Here is a 17,063-nt window from a genome sequence, read left to right as displayed (position 1 = left end):
AACTCTTCCTACTGTATGGCCTTAATTTTATCCGCAAAGTACGCTTTTTTTTCTGGGAATTTCAAAATTAATTTTTCATACACCTCTACCGCTTTTTCTTTGCGCCCTTGCATCGTCAAAATTTTGGCATAGCTTTCTGTGACAACTTCTTTTTCTGCTTTAGTGCTTTTGGCAGATAAATCTATATGGTTCACAGGGGAATCTATCTGACTTTTAGAAGTGCGAATCAAGCCTGGGTCTTTCTCAATAAAGGAATTGATAATGTCGAGTTGTTTTTGTTGTTTATTCAAAATATCATCCAACAATGCATCTTCATAAGAGGCCGAGAAAGCTACTAAATCATGATTTGCAAAGGTTTGAGGTTGCTCTTCTGCCGTTGCTTGTTCTATGATTTTATCTACTTTATTGATGTATTCGACTGTGCTAGGAGAATTTTGAGGAACCAGATTTTCGTTCACAAAACTTCCATTTATTACTTTTCTTAAAGCATTGCGATTGAGCGCATATATGGCAGCCTTACGAATTTTTTCGTTGGCTAATTCTTCTGCATAATTGGCATGATAGCCTTTTGCTACTAAGGTATGTGCTAATTGAAAGAATGGATATTCTTCCAAAATAGCTTCCAAAGACTCTACATCCTTTTTGGAAACCTCATTGGGATTGGTTACTAAATATGAAAAAGCTTCTTTAGTCATCGAGAAGTTATAGGTAAAAGGAGTGATGAGTTTTTTGAGTTTTGAGTTAGGAGTTTTGAATGGTGAGTTGAGAATTAGGGTTGTGCGAAGGACTTCAAACAATTTCAGATTTGGGATTTTTGATTTCGGAAATAAAGTAAAATCTCTATATTTTTTACATAATATAGAAGCTTACACTTCCGAAATCCAATATCAGATATCCGAAATAAACAGTTTTACTTAGCGCAACCCTAATTCCCAACTCATCACTCAAAAGCTTTTACCACTCTCCTGCGGTTTTGTTAAAAATATCCAAAACAATTTGGTCAAATATCTTCGGAATCAAATCTTTTTCTACTGCCGTAACGGTTTGATTTTGAGGGAAATCTTGGTAGAAAGAAAACTCTTGGTCAAAGTTTTTATTCTCGTCTTTGGCATTAGTAAACTTTACTTGAACTCTGATAGTTAGGCGGTTAAGTCCCCCTTTATCGGATGAACTAGTAGCTTTTGCTTCGACATCATATCCTGTAATACTTCCTTCAAACATCAAATCTGGATTGATATTGGCCATTTTCAATGAAGTATTTCGCTGAAAGTATTCTTTCATTTTTTCATTGAAAGTCAAGGTAAGGTTGGTTGGACCACCTGCTGCTTGTGTCGTAAAGTTTTGAATCTGAATGGTTTTCAAATTCGGGTCTAAACTGGCCCCACGAAACGTATAGCAAGCCTGTAACAAGCTTGCGATTCCTACAAAAAGTAATATACCAGAAATTTTCCAGAGATTATTCTTCTTCGATGTCATATTGCTTGATTTTGCGATAAAGCGTTCTTTCGGAAATACCCAAATCCTGAGCGGCGTATTTGCGTTTATTTTTATTTTTTCTCAAGGCTCTGATAATCATATCTTTCTCTTGTTTTTCTAAAGATAAAGATACCTCCTCGGCCACATGAGTAATATCGTAAACATCGTTAGCGGTATTGTTATCGTCGAGTGAAATAATTTTTAACTCATTATCACTTGGCGAAACATTGACATTTTGATAGCTAGGCTGATCAAAATTTGGCGTACTTGGAGGCAAAATTCGACTAGGGTTCATTTCAGGAGCTTGAAAGCTATTGCCATAACTGGCAGGAATACTTTCACCCTCTAACCCTTGGAATAAAGTTTCATGACCCTTCAGGATATCGCCAGTCATTTCACCATTATTTTTAAGCACCTCCAAAAACATCTTTTTGAGTTCGGTCACATCGCGACGCATATCAAAAAGAATTTTGTAGAGTAATTCACGCTCATTAAAGTTATCTTTATTCTGTGCTTCAAAGTCCTTTCTAACGAGCCCGTTACCTACTTGTTGACCACTATTCATTTGTAAATAATGAGTCAATTTGTTGGCATCAACAATACGGTCATCGACTTCCAAAATAGAGATTTGGTCAGCCAAGTTTTTCAACTGGCGGATATTACCAGGAAACCTTTGTGACAACAAAATATTCTGAGCATCTTGGGTCAGCTGGATAGGTTTGATACGATACTTTTCGGCAAAATCGGTAGTGAATTTTCTAAAAAGCAATTCGATATCTAAACCACGATCACGAAGTGGAGGCACAAAAATTGGAACGGTATTTAGACGGTAGTACAAGTCCTCACGGAATTTGCCACGCTCTACAGCCTGCATCAAGTTGATGTTTGTGGCCGCTACAACTCGAACATTGGTACGCTGTACTTTGGAAGAACCCACTTTAATAAATTCTCCATTTTCGAGTACACGTAACAAGCGAGCTTGAGTACCAAGAGGCATTTCGGCAATTTCGTCCAAGAAAATGGTACCGCCATCGGTCACTTCAAAGTAACCTTTACGAGCATCTACTGCACCAGTAAAAGCTCCTTTTTCATGACCAAATAATTCTGAATCAATCGTTCCTTCGGGTATTGCACCGCAGTTTACCGCAATAAACTGACCGTGTTTTCGTGCCGAAACATTATGTATAATTTTTGAGAATGATTCCTTTCCCGAACCACTTTCGCCTGTAATCAGCACGGTCATGTCGGTAGGAGCAACCTGTGCAGCTACTTCGATGGCATGGTTCAAGGCGGGGGAATTGCCAATTATACCAAATCGGGCTTTGATGGATTGTAATTCGGAATTAGTCATATATTTATAGGATTTGGATAGGTTGATTGAATCAAAGAATTGTGAGTGAGTGAATGGTGAATGAGGTGTTGTTAAAAACAATATTTAACACCATTATTCACAATTCACTCATTCAACATTCACAATTCTCTAAACCACCGCTTCTCCAATGAGGGTTGCTGCGGTACATTCTTTGATAAGAACGTTTACGTAGTCGCCTTTTTGGAAGTTTAATTTAGGGAATACCACCACCTTGTTTTGGTCGTTGCGTCCTTGTAAGAAATCGTCTGAACGTTTTGAGAAACCTTCTACCAATACCTTCTGAACCTTACCAATTGACATTTGGTTTCTTGCCAATGAGTGTTGTTGTTGAAGGGCAATGATTTCATTTAAACGGCGTTTTTTCACGTCTTCTGGAATATCATCTTCCAATTTTTTGGCAGCAGGTGTTCCTGGTCTTTCCGAATAAGCAAACATATAGCCGTAGTCATATTTTACATATTCCATAAGACTCAATGTATCTTTATGCTCATCTTCTGTTTCGGTACAGAAACCTGCAATAAGGTCATGCGAAATACCACACTCTTCGCCCAAAATAGCACGAATCGCATCGATACGATTCAAATACCATTCACGGTCGTAGGTACGGTTCATGATTTTCAAGACTCTCGAGTTACCTGATTGTGCTGGCAAGTGAATATAGTTACAGATGTTTTCATACTTTTTCATAGTATGCAAAACTTCATCGGTAATATCCTTAGGGTGTGACGTAGAGAAACGAACACGTAGTTCTGGACTAATCAAAGCTACTCGTTCCAATAATTGAGCAAAGTTGACTGTTTCTGAGCCATCTTCAGATGACCATTTGTATGAGTCTACATTTTGTCCCAAGAGTGTAACCTCTTTGAAGTTGTTGTCATGTAATTCTTGACACTCTTTTAGGATTGAATGTACGTCACGTGAGCGCTCACGACCTCTTGTGAAAGGTACTACGCAGAATGAGCACATATTGTCGCAACCACGCATGATACTTACAAAGGCCGTAACACCGTTTGAGTTCAAACGTACAGGTGTAATGTCGGCGTAAGTTTCGTCACGAGAAAGGAATACATTGATAGCTTTTTGACCTTCGTCAACCTCACTGAAAAGGTTAGGTAAATCACGATAAGAGTCAGGGCCAGCGACCACGTCAACGATTTTTTCTTCTTCCAAAAATTTCGTTTTCAAGCGTTCCGCCATACAACCCAATACACCAACCACAACCTGAGGTTTTTTCTTTTTGAGTGGTGTAAAGTTTTTCAGACGATTTCTCACTTTTTGCTCCGCATTTTCACGAATGGCACAAGTGTTCAACAAGATTACGTCAGCTTCTTCGTATTGGCTTGTAGTGGCATAGCCTTGTTCTTGCAAAATCGAAGTTACGATTTCACTATCCGAAAAGTTCATCTGACAGCCGTAACTCTCGATGTATAATTTCTTTTTACTTTCCTTGCCAGTTTCGTCCACCGAAATGCGGGCTACTTCTAACGCTTCTTTGTCTTCGTCTTTGAGTATTTCTAAGCTTCTCATCTTTTGATTAAGAATAATATGATTCGAATAGGGTGTTGGGCGCAATCAGAATACTTTTGTTCATAATTGACCGCCTCATTCGTTTTAATCTACAAATTTACGGATTTTTCTTGTCAATCCTGCCATTATGTCAGACTTTTGTGGAATTGTGCTATTTCTTGAGTTTATATCCTAGCATGTACCGATTTGACATGATAGTAAAATAGCCTTTTCACAGTTTTAGTTCAACCTTAAGGTTTCATTTAAGAAATTTTAGGAAAATTTAAGCTTTTCATCATTCAATGATGTTGTTACTAGGAGTGAATATTTTCTTGAAAATAAATAATCAAGAAATCAATTATGGAATCTTAATACTCTGTGCTAGGGCTGTACGAATGATTTCAAACTATTGCAGATTTGGGATTTCAGATTTCGGAAATACAGTAAAATACCTTTGTTTTTTGCAAAATATAGAAGATTATACTTCCGAAATCCAACATCCGATATCCGAAATAAACAGTTTTTATAATTCTTCGTATAGTACTAACTCTGTCCTCATCATTCATAACTTATTCTAATGTCATATTTTGAAAATTTAACATCCTTATTACAAATAGAGCGGGAAGAAGACCGTACCCAATACAAACAACTGACCGAAAGCACTAGCGTAAGCGAGCGACGCGCTAATGGACTTACGTGGTATCCAGTGGCTATTCGTGGTACAGAGTTGACAAAGGGCGATTATATAAGTGTGGAGTTGGAACGTACAACGCATCATGATTTGGCGCATTTGTTTCGTTTTGGCGTTCCTGCAACGCTGTTTAGCAATCATAATCCTTCGGATGATAGGATAGAAGGGCTAGTTTCCTATCAAGGGGGCAATAGGTTAAAGTTGACCCTAAAAACCGATGAATTGCCCGATTGGAGTCGCGATGGAAAGTTGGGGGTAGATGTACTTTTTGATGAAAATAGCTATGATGAAATGTTTGCGGCTTTGAAAGTAGCGCAAGTGCATCTCAATGATAGTAATTCGCCCAAAGCACACTTGATAAAGGTGTTGACGGGGCAAACTATACCAACATTTGATGAATATATACAGGCTAAGTCTAGTCCAAAACTCAATGAGTTCCAGAATAAAGCGTTAACCAAAATCCTTCAAGCGCAAGATTTGGCCATAGTGCATGGCCCTCCAGGGACTGGAAAAACTACAACCTTGGTAGAAGCCATTCAGCAATTAGCCCAAAAAGACCAAGGACCGATTCTGGTGGTAGCACCTAGTAATGCGGCTGTAGATTTGTTGAGTGAAAAGTTATCGCTGGCAGGGCTTAATGTGTTGCGAGTGGGCAATCCAGCTAGAGTTTCGGATGCTTTGATGACATTGACTTTAGATGCTAAAATGACGGAGCACCCCGCCATTAAAGAAATCAAACGCTTTAAGAAACAAGCGCAGGAGTTCAAAAACATGGCGCATAAATACAAACGTAATTTTGGCAAAGCTGAGCGTGACCAACGTAAATTGTTGTTTGAGGAGGCGCATAAAATCATGAAGGAGGTAGAGCGCACGGAGCAATATATGATTGATGATATTTTGACCAAAACTCAAATTGTGACGGCAACAATGGTAGGGGCAAACCATTATACAGTCAGAAAATTGCAGTACAAAACCGTAGTGATTGACGAGGCAGGTCAGGCGCTAGAGCCTGCCTGTTGGATTGCCATTTTGAAGGCACAGCGAGTGATATTGGCGGGCGACCACTGTCAATTGGCACCAACCATCAAATCAAATGAAGCTTCGCAAAAAGGATTGAGTAAAACACTTTTAGAAAAATCTGTAGAAGCCCATCCCGAATCTGTGGTATTATTACAAGAACAATACCGTATGAATGAGTTGATTATGGGATATTCGTCGCAAGTATTTTACCAAAATTTATTGAAAGCGCATGAGTCGGTCGCACAAAGAACCTTGTTTGATGGAGAAATTGCCTTGAATTTTGTAGATACTGCGGGTTGTGGTTTTGAGGAAAAATTAATTGGCACATCAACGATCAATCCAGAGGAAGCACAATTGTTGGTAAAACATCTTACTCAATTAATAGAAAATTATAAAGCCGAAAAACCTGATGGCGCAGCACCAAGTATTGCGGTGATTTCACCGTACAAGCAACAAGCGTTGGAATTACAACAATTAGTACAACATTCGGGAATTGAAGAGAAGTTTTTGAAAAGAATCTCGGTTAATACCATAGATAGTTTTCAGGGACAAGAGCGCGACATAGTGTATATCAGTATGGTGCGAAATAATGCAGAAGGAGAAATAGGATTCCTATCCGACATTCGCAGAATGAATGTGGCTATGACTAGAGCTAAGAAAAAACTTGTGGTAATTGGTGATAGTGCCACCTTAGCACAATTTGATTTTTATGCTAAGTTTATCGAATATGCAGAAAATGCTGGATCATATCTAAGTGCGTGGGAGTTTATGTGATTTTTTAACTACTTTCTGAAATTTTGAAAACGAAAATTCAACATTCTTTGGGTTGAATGTGGTAAGCCAAAATAATAAGATAGCTGGTAAGAAATACGAAATAACGGTAGTCATTATGCAAGATAGTTAGTGATAGCAATTTCTATTCAAACTTACAAAAATAAGGCTTTACTTGTGCGCAAGTAAAGCCTTATTTTTATTTTACTCTCGTATATCTATAAGTTGCATTCGGACACTGATATATTTCTAAGGTTTCTTCGCTTAACTTCTTGATAGACCATCCTTTACAAGTAGAGTTGAGGCATAAGGCATTAGGACAAGGTGTACCAAAGTTAGAGAAGATAACCATGTTGTTTTCCACTTTGTACTGACTTCCGATATAACCACAACAATCGCCTTCTGAGCCTGGTCGGTTGTTTATAAGAAATTTTCCATCTGAAGTAAATTCAATGTTGGGGAGTAGCATATACGATAGAATGACCTCCCATTTTTGAGTACTATCATTAAAAATCTCATAAGTAGGTCGCCATTGACCAATGAGGTTTTTGGGCTCAATATCATTCCCGTTTTTACAAGAGATGAAGAGTACGATAAATACGGTTGAAATACTGATAAATGCTCTCATACGTAAGTTAGTGGGCAAAATGACATTCAACTATTTGGCTTTCGACTTTCAGTAATGGGCTTTCGGCAATAACATATCTGTAGTTACTTAAAAATATGTTAAAACTCTTTGCCTAGTGCCTAAAGCACACAACTTATATCTAATTTTGCACGATTTCTTAGAGGGAAAGATGACAATTATTTTACTCTTTTGTATCTCATGATTCCGCCTGGACATTGAGCTATTTCCATGATATCACCTTCTAATTTTCTGACTGTCCAGCCGTCACAATGTAAAGCATAGCAGCTTACGTTTGGACATATCTTAAAGTCTGAAAAAGTTATTTTCCCATTTTTAAATGCATATTTGTTTCCGATAAATCCACAACAATCTTGGTCGCCTGCTGGCTTGTCGTTTTGAAGTACACGTGCATCTGACGTAAACTCATAAGTAGGGAGAGCAACTAACGTTTGGATAGAACTCCATTTTTGGGTAGACTCGTCGAATAGTTCATAAGTCGGTGCCCATTTGCCGACAATACTTTCCTGAGTGCCAATCGATTGACCATCTTGTTTGCAACTTACCACTGCCAATGCCATCAAAATGGCTACAAATAATGTTCTCATAGTTTTAGAATAAATTTTGAATTGAATTTTAGATAAAGGAGGTTTACTTATTGTTAAAACTGGATTATGAATTAGGGCTGTACGAATGATTTCTAACAATTTCAGTTTTAGGAGATAAAGAAAAATATCCTTGGTTTTTACAAAGTATTAGAAGCTTATACTTCCCCAAACCAATATCTGGTATCCGAAATAAATAGTTATATAATCCTACATACAGTACTAATTATAAGTTGTGAATTTTAAATGTAAATAATTGATTTTCAGTATTAATGTATTCGAGAGTCAAACTATTGGGAAAAATAATCCAAATTTTTATACTGACTAAAATGCCAAGATTTATTGCTTTTTATTTTGAGGAAACTAGTAAAATTGTTCTTTTAAAACGATAAATCCCGTCGGGACATTGATTGATTTCGAGAATATCACCGTCTAGTTTTCTGATACTCCACCCAGTACAATTGACTACTTGCGCACATTTGACATTTGGACAAGTGATTCTATCCGTAAATTTGATTACTCTATCCTCAACCGTGTATTTATTGCCAATGATTCCACAACAATATTCTGTAGAACCAAGAGTATACAACATTGAGAAACTGCTGTCAGCTCCGAAACTTAGTCCGGGTAGTGGGGAAGTTGTTTTAATTGAAGTCCACTTCTTTTCTATCTCATCAAATTTTTCATAAGTTGGTAGCCAGGTACCAACAATATTTTCTGGGGTTATAATCGATTGACTATCCTGTTTGCAACTCAAGATAAATAACGATATACATAAGGTAGAGAGTAAAGTTTTCATAGTGCCAACATAATTTTTAAACAGATTTTAAATAAAGAGTAGCGAGATATAAAAAAGGTTGGAATGAATAAAAAAAAATACCCCGATAGCTCTAAACCATCAGGGTATTTAAGGAGTAATGGGTGCTATTTACTGATAATTTTTAAGGCATGAGCGTTAGTGTCATTAGGCTGAGTCTCTAAAACTTTGGTTCTCCAAACATAAATATGTTGTAAAGATTTTAACTTTTTCAATTCATTGACTGTCACATTACTTACCTGTGTTTCGTTGAGGTTGAGGGAGTTTAAGTGCTGCAGTCCAATCAAATCGGAGGCAATGCCATCGCTAATGTTATTTTTTTCTAAACGTAATTTTTCAAGGTTCGACATCTGTGCAATACTCGCCCCAACTTTGTTAGAAAGGTTTAATTGATTGAGGTTTAACCATACAATATTTTTAGCCAAAGGCACAAGCAATGCCAAGTTTGGCGTAGCTTTTTTATCTATAAAACTCACATCCAACATTACTGGATTATGGTTCATCAACCGAATATTAAAACCTCCAGCAATGGCATTTTGCAATGCTTTTTCATCTACTTGCTTTGGAATGTTTGGATTGGTAAAAGTTTGTATGGATGTGTTTTCTTGTGGTAAAACCGCTCCTGCAATACCCAAAATAGCAGAGGCTACAGCTGTCATTTTTTCGTGATGAGGCACGGCGGTAAAGCTCAGGTTTTCTGCTCCTTTCCCCTCATCTAACCACCATTTTAGCAAGGCTATTTCTTCGGGTGTTAAAGCGGGTTTGCCGTCGGTTGGCATAAATTCTTTGTGGTCGGCAGGCAAGGTTACTCGTCGGAATAGCTCACTTTTCGCCGAAGAACCTAATACAATCGCTGGCCCATTTTTGCCTCCTTTCAGTAAATCTTGATAATTTACCAATAATAAATCGCCTTTCTTTTTGCCTTGCTGATGGCATTGTTGGCATTTGTTTTCTAAGACTGGTAAAACCAAATCTTCAAAAACTTTGGCTTGGCTCAAACTGCTTACTTGTACTTTCTCTTTTTGGGTAATTTGACTAAAACTTAGGTAATCAGCCCCATGCGTAAGATTTCCGCCTTGATGTCCTGCATAGCTCAATAGGCACATTTGTGCCAATAATAAGCCTGAAAATGTTTTATCAGAAAGCTGAAAAATAGCTTGTAAGAAACGGCTTTTTAAGCCGTAAAAAATAAAGGAAACTGCGGCTACACTGATACCTGTATATTTGTGATTTCTTAATATGAGATAGTCGTAATCGCCAGTTTGTGATAAAAACCATCCCATTACGCAGGCAATTGTAGCCGAGAAGCCTCCCAAAAGCAAAATGAGCGGCACAGCAGGTTTTAGAAAAGCATAGTTAGACTTATAGGTTAAAAGGTCGAAAACAGCAGCGAGTACCAAAAAACCAATCGGCAAATGCACCACCAAAGGGTGCATTCGTCCGAGGTAAGAAAAAATATCCAATAAGATCATTTGTATTCAGTTAGTGAGCTAAATTAGGTTTGAGATTTGTATTTTAGGCACAAGGCAACAGGCACAAGGCAAAGAGTGTTAAATTGTTTTTTAGTAACGATAGATATGCTTTTGCTGAATGCCCATAGCTGAAAGCCGAAAACTCAAAAAATATATTTGATAGATTGACGAGGTAAAGTATTAGTAATCATAAAATTGTACTCAAAACTCATCACTCACAATTCAGCACTCATATTTATACCGTTCGTGTTAGTTTGATTGGGGCTGTGTGGTTGGCATTCCATTGGCACACATAAATGCTATCGTCTTCGTCGATGCAAACATCATGACCATGACTAAAAATAGGATTTTCTGTTGAAAATACCGTTTGCAACTTTCCATTTTGATACACAGGAGCATTACCACCTGGATTACTAACGACTTGGTTGTTTTTATCTAAAATGGTGACAAAGCCCGAATCGCCCCAGTTTTGTTTTCCCTCTTTATCTTTACTCCAACAAACACCAGCGTAGAGGTTTTCTCGATGAAATACTGCCCGACAAACATACATTCCGGGCAATTCTACTTTATATAAATATTTGCCATCAAGGGTGAAAAACTTAAAACAATTTTCTTCTCTCGAAGAGCAAACCACTTTCGGATTTTTGGGGTCACGTAGGTCGATTGAAACGCCATGTGTATTGACTAAATTATGCTCAGGATTGGCGTTGTGTTTGCCTCCAAAATGCCGAATGTATTGCCCTTTGCTATTGTATTGAATAATGTAATCGCTGCCATAGCCATCGGCTACATAAATATCGCCATTAGGAGCTACGGCGGTTTCGGTGGGCATAAATGGCTCGTTGTCTTTGTAAACGCCAATGGTTCGAGGATGACCAATCGTAAAAATTACTTTGCCATTGGTATCGGTTTTGATGACTTGTCCTGCTTGGCTTTTCCATTGACCACTGCGGTCTTGGTACCAACCGCAATCGGTAATTAGTAAAAAATCTTCCGAGCCTTCTTTTGCCAAGCTCAATCCATGTGCTCCCTGAAACGCTAACGTCCAGTTATACAACAACTTACCAGATTTATCGAAAATCAAAATATTATTGGCTACGTGGTCGCCAACCATAATTAATCGACCTTGTTGGTCTTGCACCATTTCGTGACAATTGAACAAAGGCGTGCGATTGACGGTGAGTTTAGCCCAGTTTTTATCTACTTTATACCGAAAATCGTTATGTCCAATGACAAGCTCCTTGGTACTTGTATGAGCCAACGTAGGTTGTTGGCTCATGCCCAATGCTCCTACGGCAGCCGTTAAACCTGTATTTTTGAGAAAATTTCTTCTATTGTAATTCATAGTCTATAAAAAGGTTACATTTGGTTTTAGGCTAAAATATCTTTTACTACTTTGCCACTCAGGTCGGTTAGTCGATACCTACGGCCTTGGGTTTTGAAGGTAAATCTTTCATGGTCTATGCCCAACAAGTGCATCAAAGTAGCCTGAAAATCGTGTACATGCACAGGGTCTTTGACGATATTATAACTAAAATCGTCGGTTTCGCCGTAGCTTATCCCTGCTTTTACACCTGCACCAGCCATCCACATACTAAAAGCTCTTGGGTGATGGTCACGTCCGTAATTCTCAGGCGAAAGTTTGCCTTGTGAATACACCGTTCTACCAAATTCTCCGCCCCAAATCACCAAGGTATCTTCTAATAAACCTCTGCGTTTGAGGTCGGTAATGAGAGCCGCACAACCTTGGTCAACCTTTTGGCATTGGCTTTGAATACCATTAGGCAAAGCAGCGTGGTGGTCCCAATCTTGGTGATAGAGTTGTACAAATTTGACATCTTTTTCCAGTAATTTTCTCGCCATTAGGCAATTAGCTGCAAATGTCCCTGATTCTCTCGAATCTTTTCCATACAATTCAAACACCTCGTCGGGTTCGTCGCTCATGTCCATTACTTCTGGAATAGACGTTTGCATACGAAACGCCATTTCGTATTGGGCCAATTTGGCATCTACTTCGGGGTCTCCGTAATAATCGGCTTGCAGGCTGTTGAGTTTGTTGAGGTAATCAAGCATTTCACGGCGGTCGGCTCCGTCGTAATTTTCAGGATTGTTGAGGTACAAAACAGGGTCTTTGCCATTTCTAAATTGTACACCTTGGTGTTTGGTTGGCAAAAAACCATTGCCCCAAAGACGAGAATACAAGGGTTGTCCGCCTCCATTTTTCGTAACCAATACAATGAATGAAGGTAAATTTTGGTTATCAGAACCCAAACCATAACTCACCCAAGAGCCAATCGACGGCCGTCCCGGCAATTGGTGTCCTGTTTGAAAAAAGGTAATAGCAGGGTCATGGTTGATATGCTCGGTGTACATCGACTTGATGATACACAATTCATCTACAACTTTGGCGGTATGCGGCAACAATTCCGAAATCATGGTATTGTTTTGTCCATGCGCATTGAATTTGTATAAAGAAGGAGCAATCGGAAAACGGCTTTGGCTGGCACTCATGCCCGTCAAACGTTGGTTGCCTCGCACCGAGTCGGGCAGGTCTTGCCCAAGCATATTGTATAATTTGGGTTTGTAATCAAACGTTTCAAACTGCGAAGGGCCGCCACTCATAAACAAATACACGACTCGTTTGGCTTTGGGAGCAAAATGCGGTAATGCCGCCAAAACATCTGCTTCGAGGCTACCAGTATTATTTTTTTGGGCATTGGCAAATAGCTCTGTTCCTGCCCACAAACCGCCAAGAGCTAGTGCACCAAGTCCTAAAGAAGTTTTGGTTAGAAAACGTCTTCTATCATATTTCCGATTGAGTTCGTCAAATTCGCCTCCCTGTAGGCGAAATTCCTCATCATGCTGATGTGCCATCTGTTTAATTGTGAATTGGTGAGTTGTGAATGAGTGATTTTTTATATCGGATTTGGGATTGCGGATTTCGGAATAAAATTTATTCGTCAATGACATAAAATTATATTTCCGAAATCAAAAATCCCAAATCCGCAATCCGATGATTATCGTTTAGTAATAGATGCGTCGGAGTTGAGAATGGTATTAGCTACTATGGTATTGGTGGCTATCCAATCTTGGTCTAAACGGCGGTCTATCGGATAAAGTCCCGTATTGAGCCAACTGTCTTTCTTTTTTGGATTCGCCTTAAACTTTTGATACAAAGCTTTTTGCTGTTGTAAAAGCAAGGCTAATTCTGCTGGAATTGGTTTGCGACCCGTAATTTTTCTAAAAACATTGACTAATGCCCTTGGCGTATTGCCTTCTTTTACCATGTTTTCCCCCATTACTTTACACGCTTCAATAAAAGTAGGGTCGTTCATTAAAGTTAATGCCTGCAATGGCGTACTCGTTTTTTGTCGCCTTACGGTACATGACGACCTTGCTGTGGCATCGAACGTGGCTAAAGTAGGATGTGGCACAGAACGTTTGATAAGCATATACAAGCTTCGTTTGTATATCTCGTCTGTCGTGTCGGGGATGTAAATATCGCCATTGATGGCCCAAAGTCCTTCGGGCTGATAAGGTTTGATGCTTTTGCCACCTATTTTATTTTTAAATAAACCACTTGCTACCAGCGCATTATCTCTTATCATTTCGGCGGTAAGGCGATTGGCTGGGCCACGTGCCATGAGGCGATTGTCGGGGTCGAGTGCCAATAATTCTTTACTGGCTTTAGAGCTTTGTCGATATGTTGCCGAAAGCACAATTTTACGCAAAAGGGCTTTTACATTCCATTGGTTTTCTCTAAAGTCAACCGCTAAATAATCGAGTAAGTCTTTATTAACAGGTAATTCTCCTTGGTTGCCAAAATCTTCGGTTGTTTTGACGATACCTATGCCAAAAAGCATTTGCCAGTAACGATTTACAGCTACTCGTGCCGTAAGCGGATGCTCGTCGTCCACCAACCAATCCGCCAAGCCAATGCGATTTTTAGCAAATTTTTCTTTAAATGGTAAAATGCTTTCGGGGGTATTCGGAAAAACTTTTTCTCCATGACTATCATACAAACCTCTTTCCAAAATATAGGCTTGTCGGGGTTTGGGCATTTCTTTCATGACCATGTACTCCCGAATTTTTTCGGAACTATCGTTTTGAGCTTTACGATAACTGGTGATTTCTTTCAACCATTGTTTGCCAACCGTCGATTTGGCAGAGATAAAATAGCCTTTAAGGGCATTTTTTCCTGCCTCGTTGAGCATGGCAAATGGCTTGGTTAGCAAGTTGTTCCAACTAGCCTTTTCGGCTAAAACAGCTATTTCGTAAGGCGATACCAAGCGATTATATACTTTTAGCTCGTCCACTTTTCCATTTTTAAACCCTAAACCTCTGCCCCAAGCACCCACTTGTAAAGTTGGTTGTACTTTATAGGTATGCTCAAAAAACACAATATCCCTTGTCAGGTTATCATTGATGACATTGAGCGGAGCAGCTTGCCCATTTACATAAATTTTTGCCCCTTTGGCCGACGAAGAACCATCGTAACTAATGGCTAGATGAATCCATTGGTTTTTGGGAACATCGTTTTGGGTATGTACAATAATGGCATTATCGGGAGCGGTGCGAGCCAAATTAAATTCGAGTTTGTTGTTTTTTACTTGCAAATGATAGCCTCTAAAACCATACAAAAGCCCCGAAACACCCCGATGTAGGATGACTCCTTCTTTGAGTTCTTTCGGAATATTTACCCAAATAGATACGGTAAAAGGCTCGTAGCGATGAAAAGCCCCAACGCCTTGGGTATCAAACCAAAGGTCGCCTTCCATCCAAAGTCCTTTGCCTTTTTTTCCTGCGATGTACGTTGCTTTATCTTTATCGGTGCCACCCACATCACGGGCCATTTTGGGCTTATGGGCTTTGTTGCGAAGGTTGAGCAAAGCATCATCGAAGGTATAATATCCTTGTAAGCCAACGGTATCGGGCTGATTGGCTAGGTCTTTTTGGTATTGTTGGCTACGAATCCATTGCTCAAACTCCGCATTGATTTTAGCAGGATACGCTTTGTTTTGAACCGTTGCACTGAGTTTGGTTTGAATGTATTTGACAATGGCTTGTTGTTGGGCGGTAGGCAATTGTAAGGTTGGCACGGGCAAGGCATCGTCCCAAGAGATTTGTCCAGCTTCGTTTACATTATTGAAGAAACTAAACAATTGGTAGTAATTTTTCTGCGAAAGCGGGTCATATTTATGGTCGTGGCATTTAGAGCATTCGAGGGTCATGCCCAAAAATGCTGTGCCAAGGGTATTGGTTCTGTCCACGACGTATTCTACCCGAAACTCTTCTTCAACAATCCCTCCCTCCATGTTTTGTTGGTGATTGCGCAAAAAACCCGTAGCAATTTTTTGGTCTAAAGTAGCATTAGGTAATAAATCTCCAGCCAATTGATACTTGATAAATTGGTCGTAAGGTAAATTTTGGTTAAAAGCCTTGATAACCCAATCCCTAAAGGGACTCATATCTCTTACCCTATCGACCGTATAGCCGTGCGAATCGGCAAAGCGAGCCACGTCCATCCAATCGGTAGCCAATTTTTCGCCATAGTGTTGCGAAGCGAGTAATTTATCCACCACTTTTTCATAAGCATTAGGCGATTTATCAGCCAAAAAAGCATCTATTTCGGCAATGCTTGGCGGTAAGCCTGTCAGGTCTAAATACACCCTGCGAAGCAAGGTTTCTTTATCGGCTTCGGGTTGTGGTTTGAGTTTTTGGGCTTCGAGTTTGGCTAAAACAAAATTATCAATGTCATTTTTTACCCAATCTTCCGCTTCTACCGAAGGCACACGAGGTTTTTCGGGTTTTTCAAATGCCCAATGAGCTTTGTATTCAGCTCCGTCTTTAATCCATTTGATTAGAACAGCTTTTTCCTTCTTACTCAAAGAAAGGTGAGATTCGGGCGTAGGCATGATTTCTTTGGGATTCGACGTAAGGATACGACGCACCAATTCGCTATCGCTGAGGTCGCCAGGGTCGATGGCTACTTTGCCCGGATTTTCGGGCAAATCTCCGTAAGCTGCTTCGGCGAGGTCGAGGCGTAAACCTGCCTTTTGTTTCTTTTTATCAGGGCCATGACAGGCAAAGCATTTATCCGAAAGGATAGGCTTTACGTCCATGTTGTAATCAAGTTCATTTGGTAATAGAGCGATTTCCGCTTTAAGTTCTTCTGGCACACTGCTGCCGCAAGAAGATAAAATTATGATAGGGAAAAATACAAGAAGAAGTTTCTTCATTTGTTACTAGGTTTATTCATAAATACAGGGCAATTACTTGTACCTTATTGGTAAAAAGTTGGATGAAATTAATTATACTCAATACCAAAGTAGGATAGGATAAAATGCTACAAGTATTGGCTAATTTTCCACAAAAAGATGGGGGAGATGTTTAGAAATGAGGTACTTAAGTTAGTGGGCAAAATGGAATTTAATTGTTGTGCCTGAGGCTTTCAGGTATCGGCTTTCGGCGGAGGGCTTTGTAAAAAACATGGCTGTGGTTATAAAAAACATTTTAACACTCTTTGCCTTGTGCCTGTTGCCTTGCCCCTATTAAATATAATTCTGCACGATTACTTAAGAGGGTAAATTACTAGTTCAAGACTTAGTCTTGGACTTATTTTTATTCAGTTTGTAAACTGTGGCAAAACCTAGTCCGAGACAAAGTCTCGAACTAGGTAATAATAACTCATAGCCGAAAGCCAAAACT

Annotated in this window: 12 protein-coding genes; 1 reads left to right on the top strand and 11 read right to left on the bottom strand. The window is 39.3% G+C overall.

What is annotated here, in order from left to right; translation table 11 throughout:
• Positions 1–8: 8 nt before the first annotated feature.
• From QM524_RS09670 to miaB, 4 genes are all read right to left on the bottom strand, one after another.
• Complete coding sequence (locus QM524_RS09670; protein ID WP_283344413.1) at positions 9–797, bottom strand: hypothetical protein; 789 nt, start codon at positions 795–797, stop codon at positions 9–11.
• Between the two features lie 157 nt (positions 798–954).
• Positions 955–1,476, bottom strand: coding sequence for an LptE family protein (locus tag QM524_RS09665; protein WP_095164025.1), 522 nt, complete (start codon positions 1,474–1,476; stop codon positions 955–957).
• Positions 1,457–2,827, bottom strand: a complete 1,371-nt coding sequence (locus tag QM524_RS09660) for a sigma 54-interacting transcriptional regulator (RefSeq protein ID WP_095164026.1) — start codon at positions 2,825–2,827, stop codon at positions 1,457–1,459. The genes QM524_RS09665 and QM524_RS09660 overlap by 20 nt, the downstream gene beginning before the upstream one ends.
• A gap of 129 nt (positions 2,828–2,956) precedes the next feature.
• Entirely contained in the window at positions 2,957–4,375 is a 1,419-nt protein-coding gene (gene miaB, locus QM524_RS09655; protein ID WP_283344412.1) for a tRNA (N6-isopentenyl adenosine(37)-C2)-methylthiotransferase MiaB, read from the bottom strand.
• A gap of 556 nt (positions 4,376–4,931) precedes the next feature.
• Here miaB and QM524_RS09650 point away from each other — a divergent pair.
• Positions 4,932–6,839, top strand: a complete 1,908-nt coding sequence (locus QM524_RS09650) for an AAA domain-containing protein (RefSeq protein ID WP_283344411.1) — start codon at positions 4,932–4,934, stop codon at positions 6,837–6,839.
• Between the two features lie 196 nt (positions 6,840–7,035).
• On the opposite strand, the gene QM524_RS09645 is transcribed toward QM524_RS09650, so the two are convergent.
• From QM524_RS09645 to QM524_RS09615, 7 genes are all read right to left on the bottom strand, one after another.
• On the bottom strand, positions 7,036–7,464 hold the full coding sequence (locus QM524_RS09645) for a hypothetical protein (protein WP_095164029.1): 429 nt from the start codon (positions 7,462–7,464) through the stop codon (positions 7,036–7,038).
• Between the two features lie 176 nt (positions 7,465–7,640).
• On the bottom strand, positions 7,641–8,069 hold the full coding sequence (locus QM524_RS09640) for a hypothetical protein (protein WP_283344410.1): 429 nt from the start codon (positions 8,067–8,069) through the stop codon (positions 7,641–7,643).
• A gap of 346 nt (positions 8,070–8,415) precedes the next feature.
• Positions 8,416–8,658 (bottom strand): hypothetical protein, encoded by a 243-nt coding sequence (locus tag QM524_RS09635; protein ID WP_283344409.1) that lies wholly within the window; start codon positions 8,656–8,658, stop codon positions 8,416–8,418.
• A gap of 332 nt (positions 8,659–8,990) precedes the next feature.
• On the bottom strand, positions 8,991–10,355 hold the full coding sequence (locus tag QM524_RS09630) for a c-type cytochrome domain-containing protein (RefSeq protein ID WP_283344408.1): 1,365 nt from the start codon (positions 10,353–10,355) through the stop codon (positions 8,991–8,993).
• A gap of 235 nt (positions 10,356–10,590) precedes the next feature.
• Positions 10,591–11,700, bottom strand: a complete 1,110-nt coding sequence (locus tag QM524_RS09625) for a twin-arginine translocation signal domain-containing protein (RefSeq protein ID WP_283344407.1) — start codon at positions 11,698–11,700, stop codon at positions 10,591–10,593.
• A 26-nt stretch (positions 11,701–11,726) separates the two neighbouring features.
• A complete protein-coding gene (locus tag QM524_RS09620) occupies positions 11,727–13,229 on the bottom strand; it encodes a DUF1501 domain-containing protein (RefSeq protein WP_283344406.1) in 1,503 nt (500 codons plus the stop codon).
• 143 nt (positions 13,230–13,372) lie between these two features.
• Complete coding sequence (locus tag QM524_RS09615; protein ID WP_283344405.1) at positions 13,373–16,594, bottom strand: DUF1553 domain-containing protein; 3,222 nt, start codon at positions 16,592–16,594, stop codon at positions 13,373–13,375.
• Between the last annotated feature and the right edge of the window lie 469 nt (positions 16,595–17,063).

Source organism: Flectobacillus roseus (genome assembly GCF_030056595.1).
Taxonomy (GTDB): Bacteria; Bacteroidota; Bacteroidia; order Cytophagales; family Spirosomataceae; genus Flectobacillus; species Flectobacillus roseus.
Note: the sequence above shows the minus strand (reverse complement) of the source record. Positions and strands in the feature narration are given on the sequence as shown.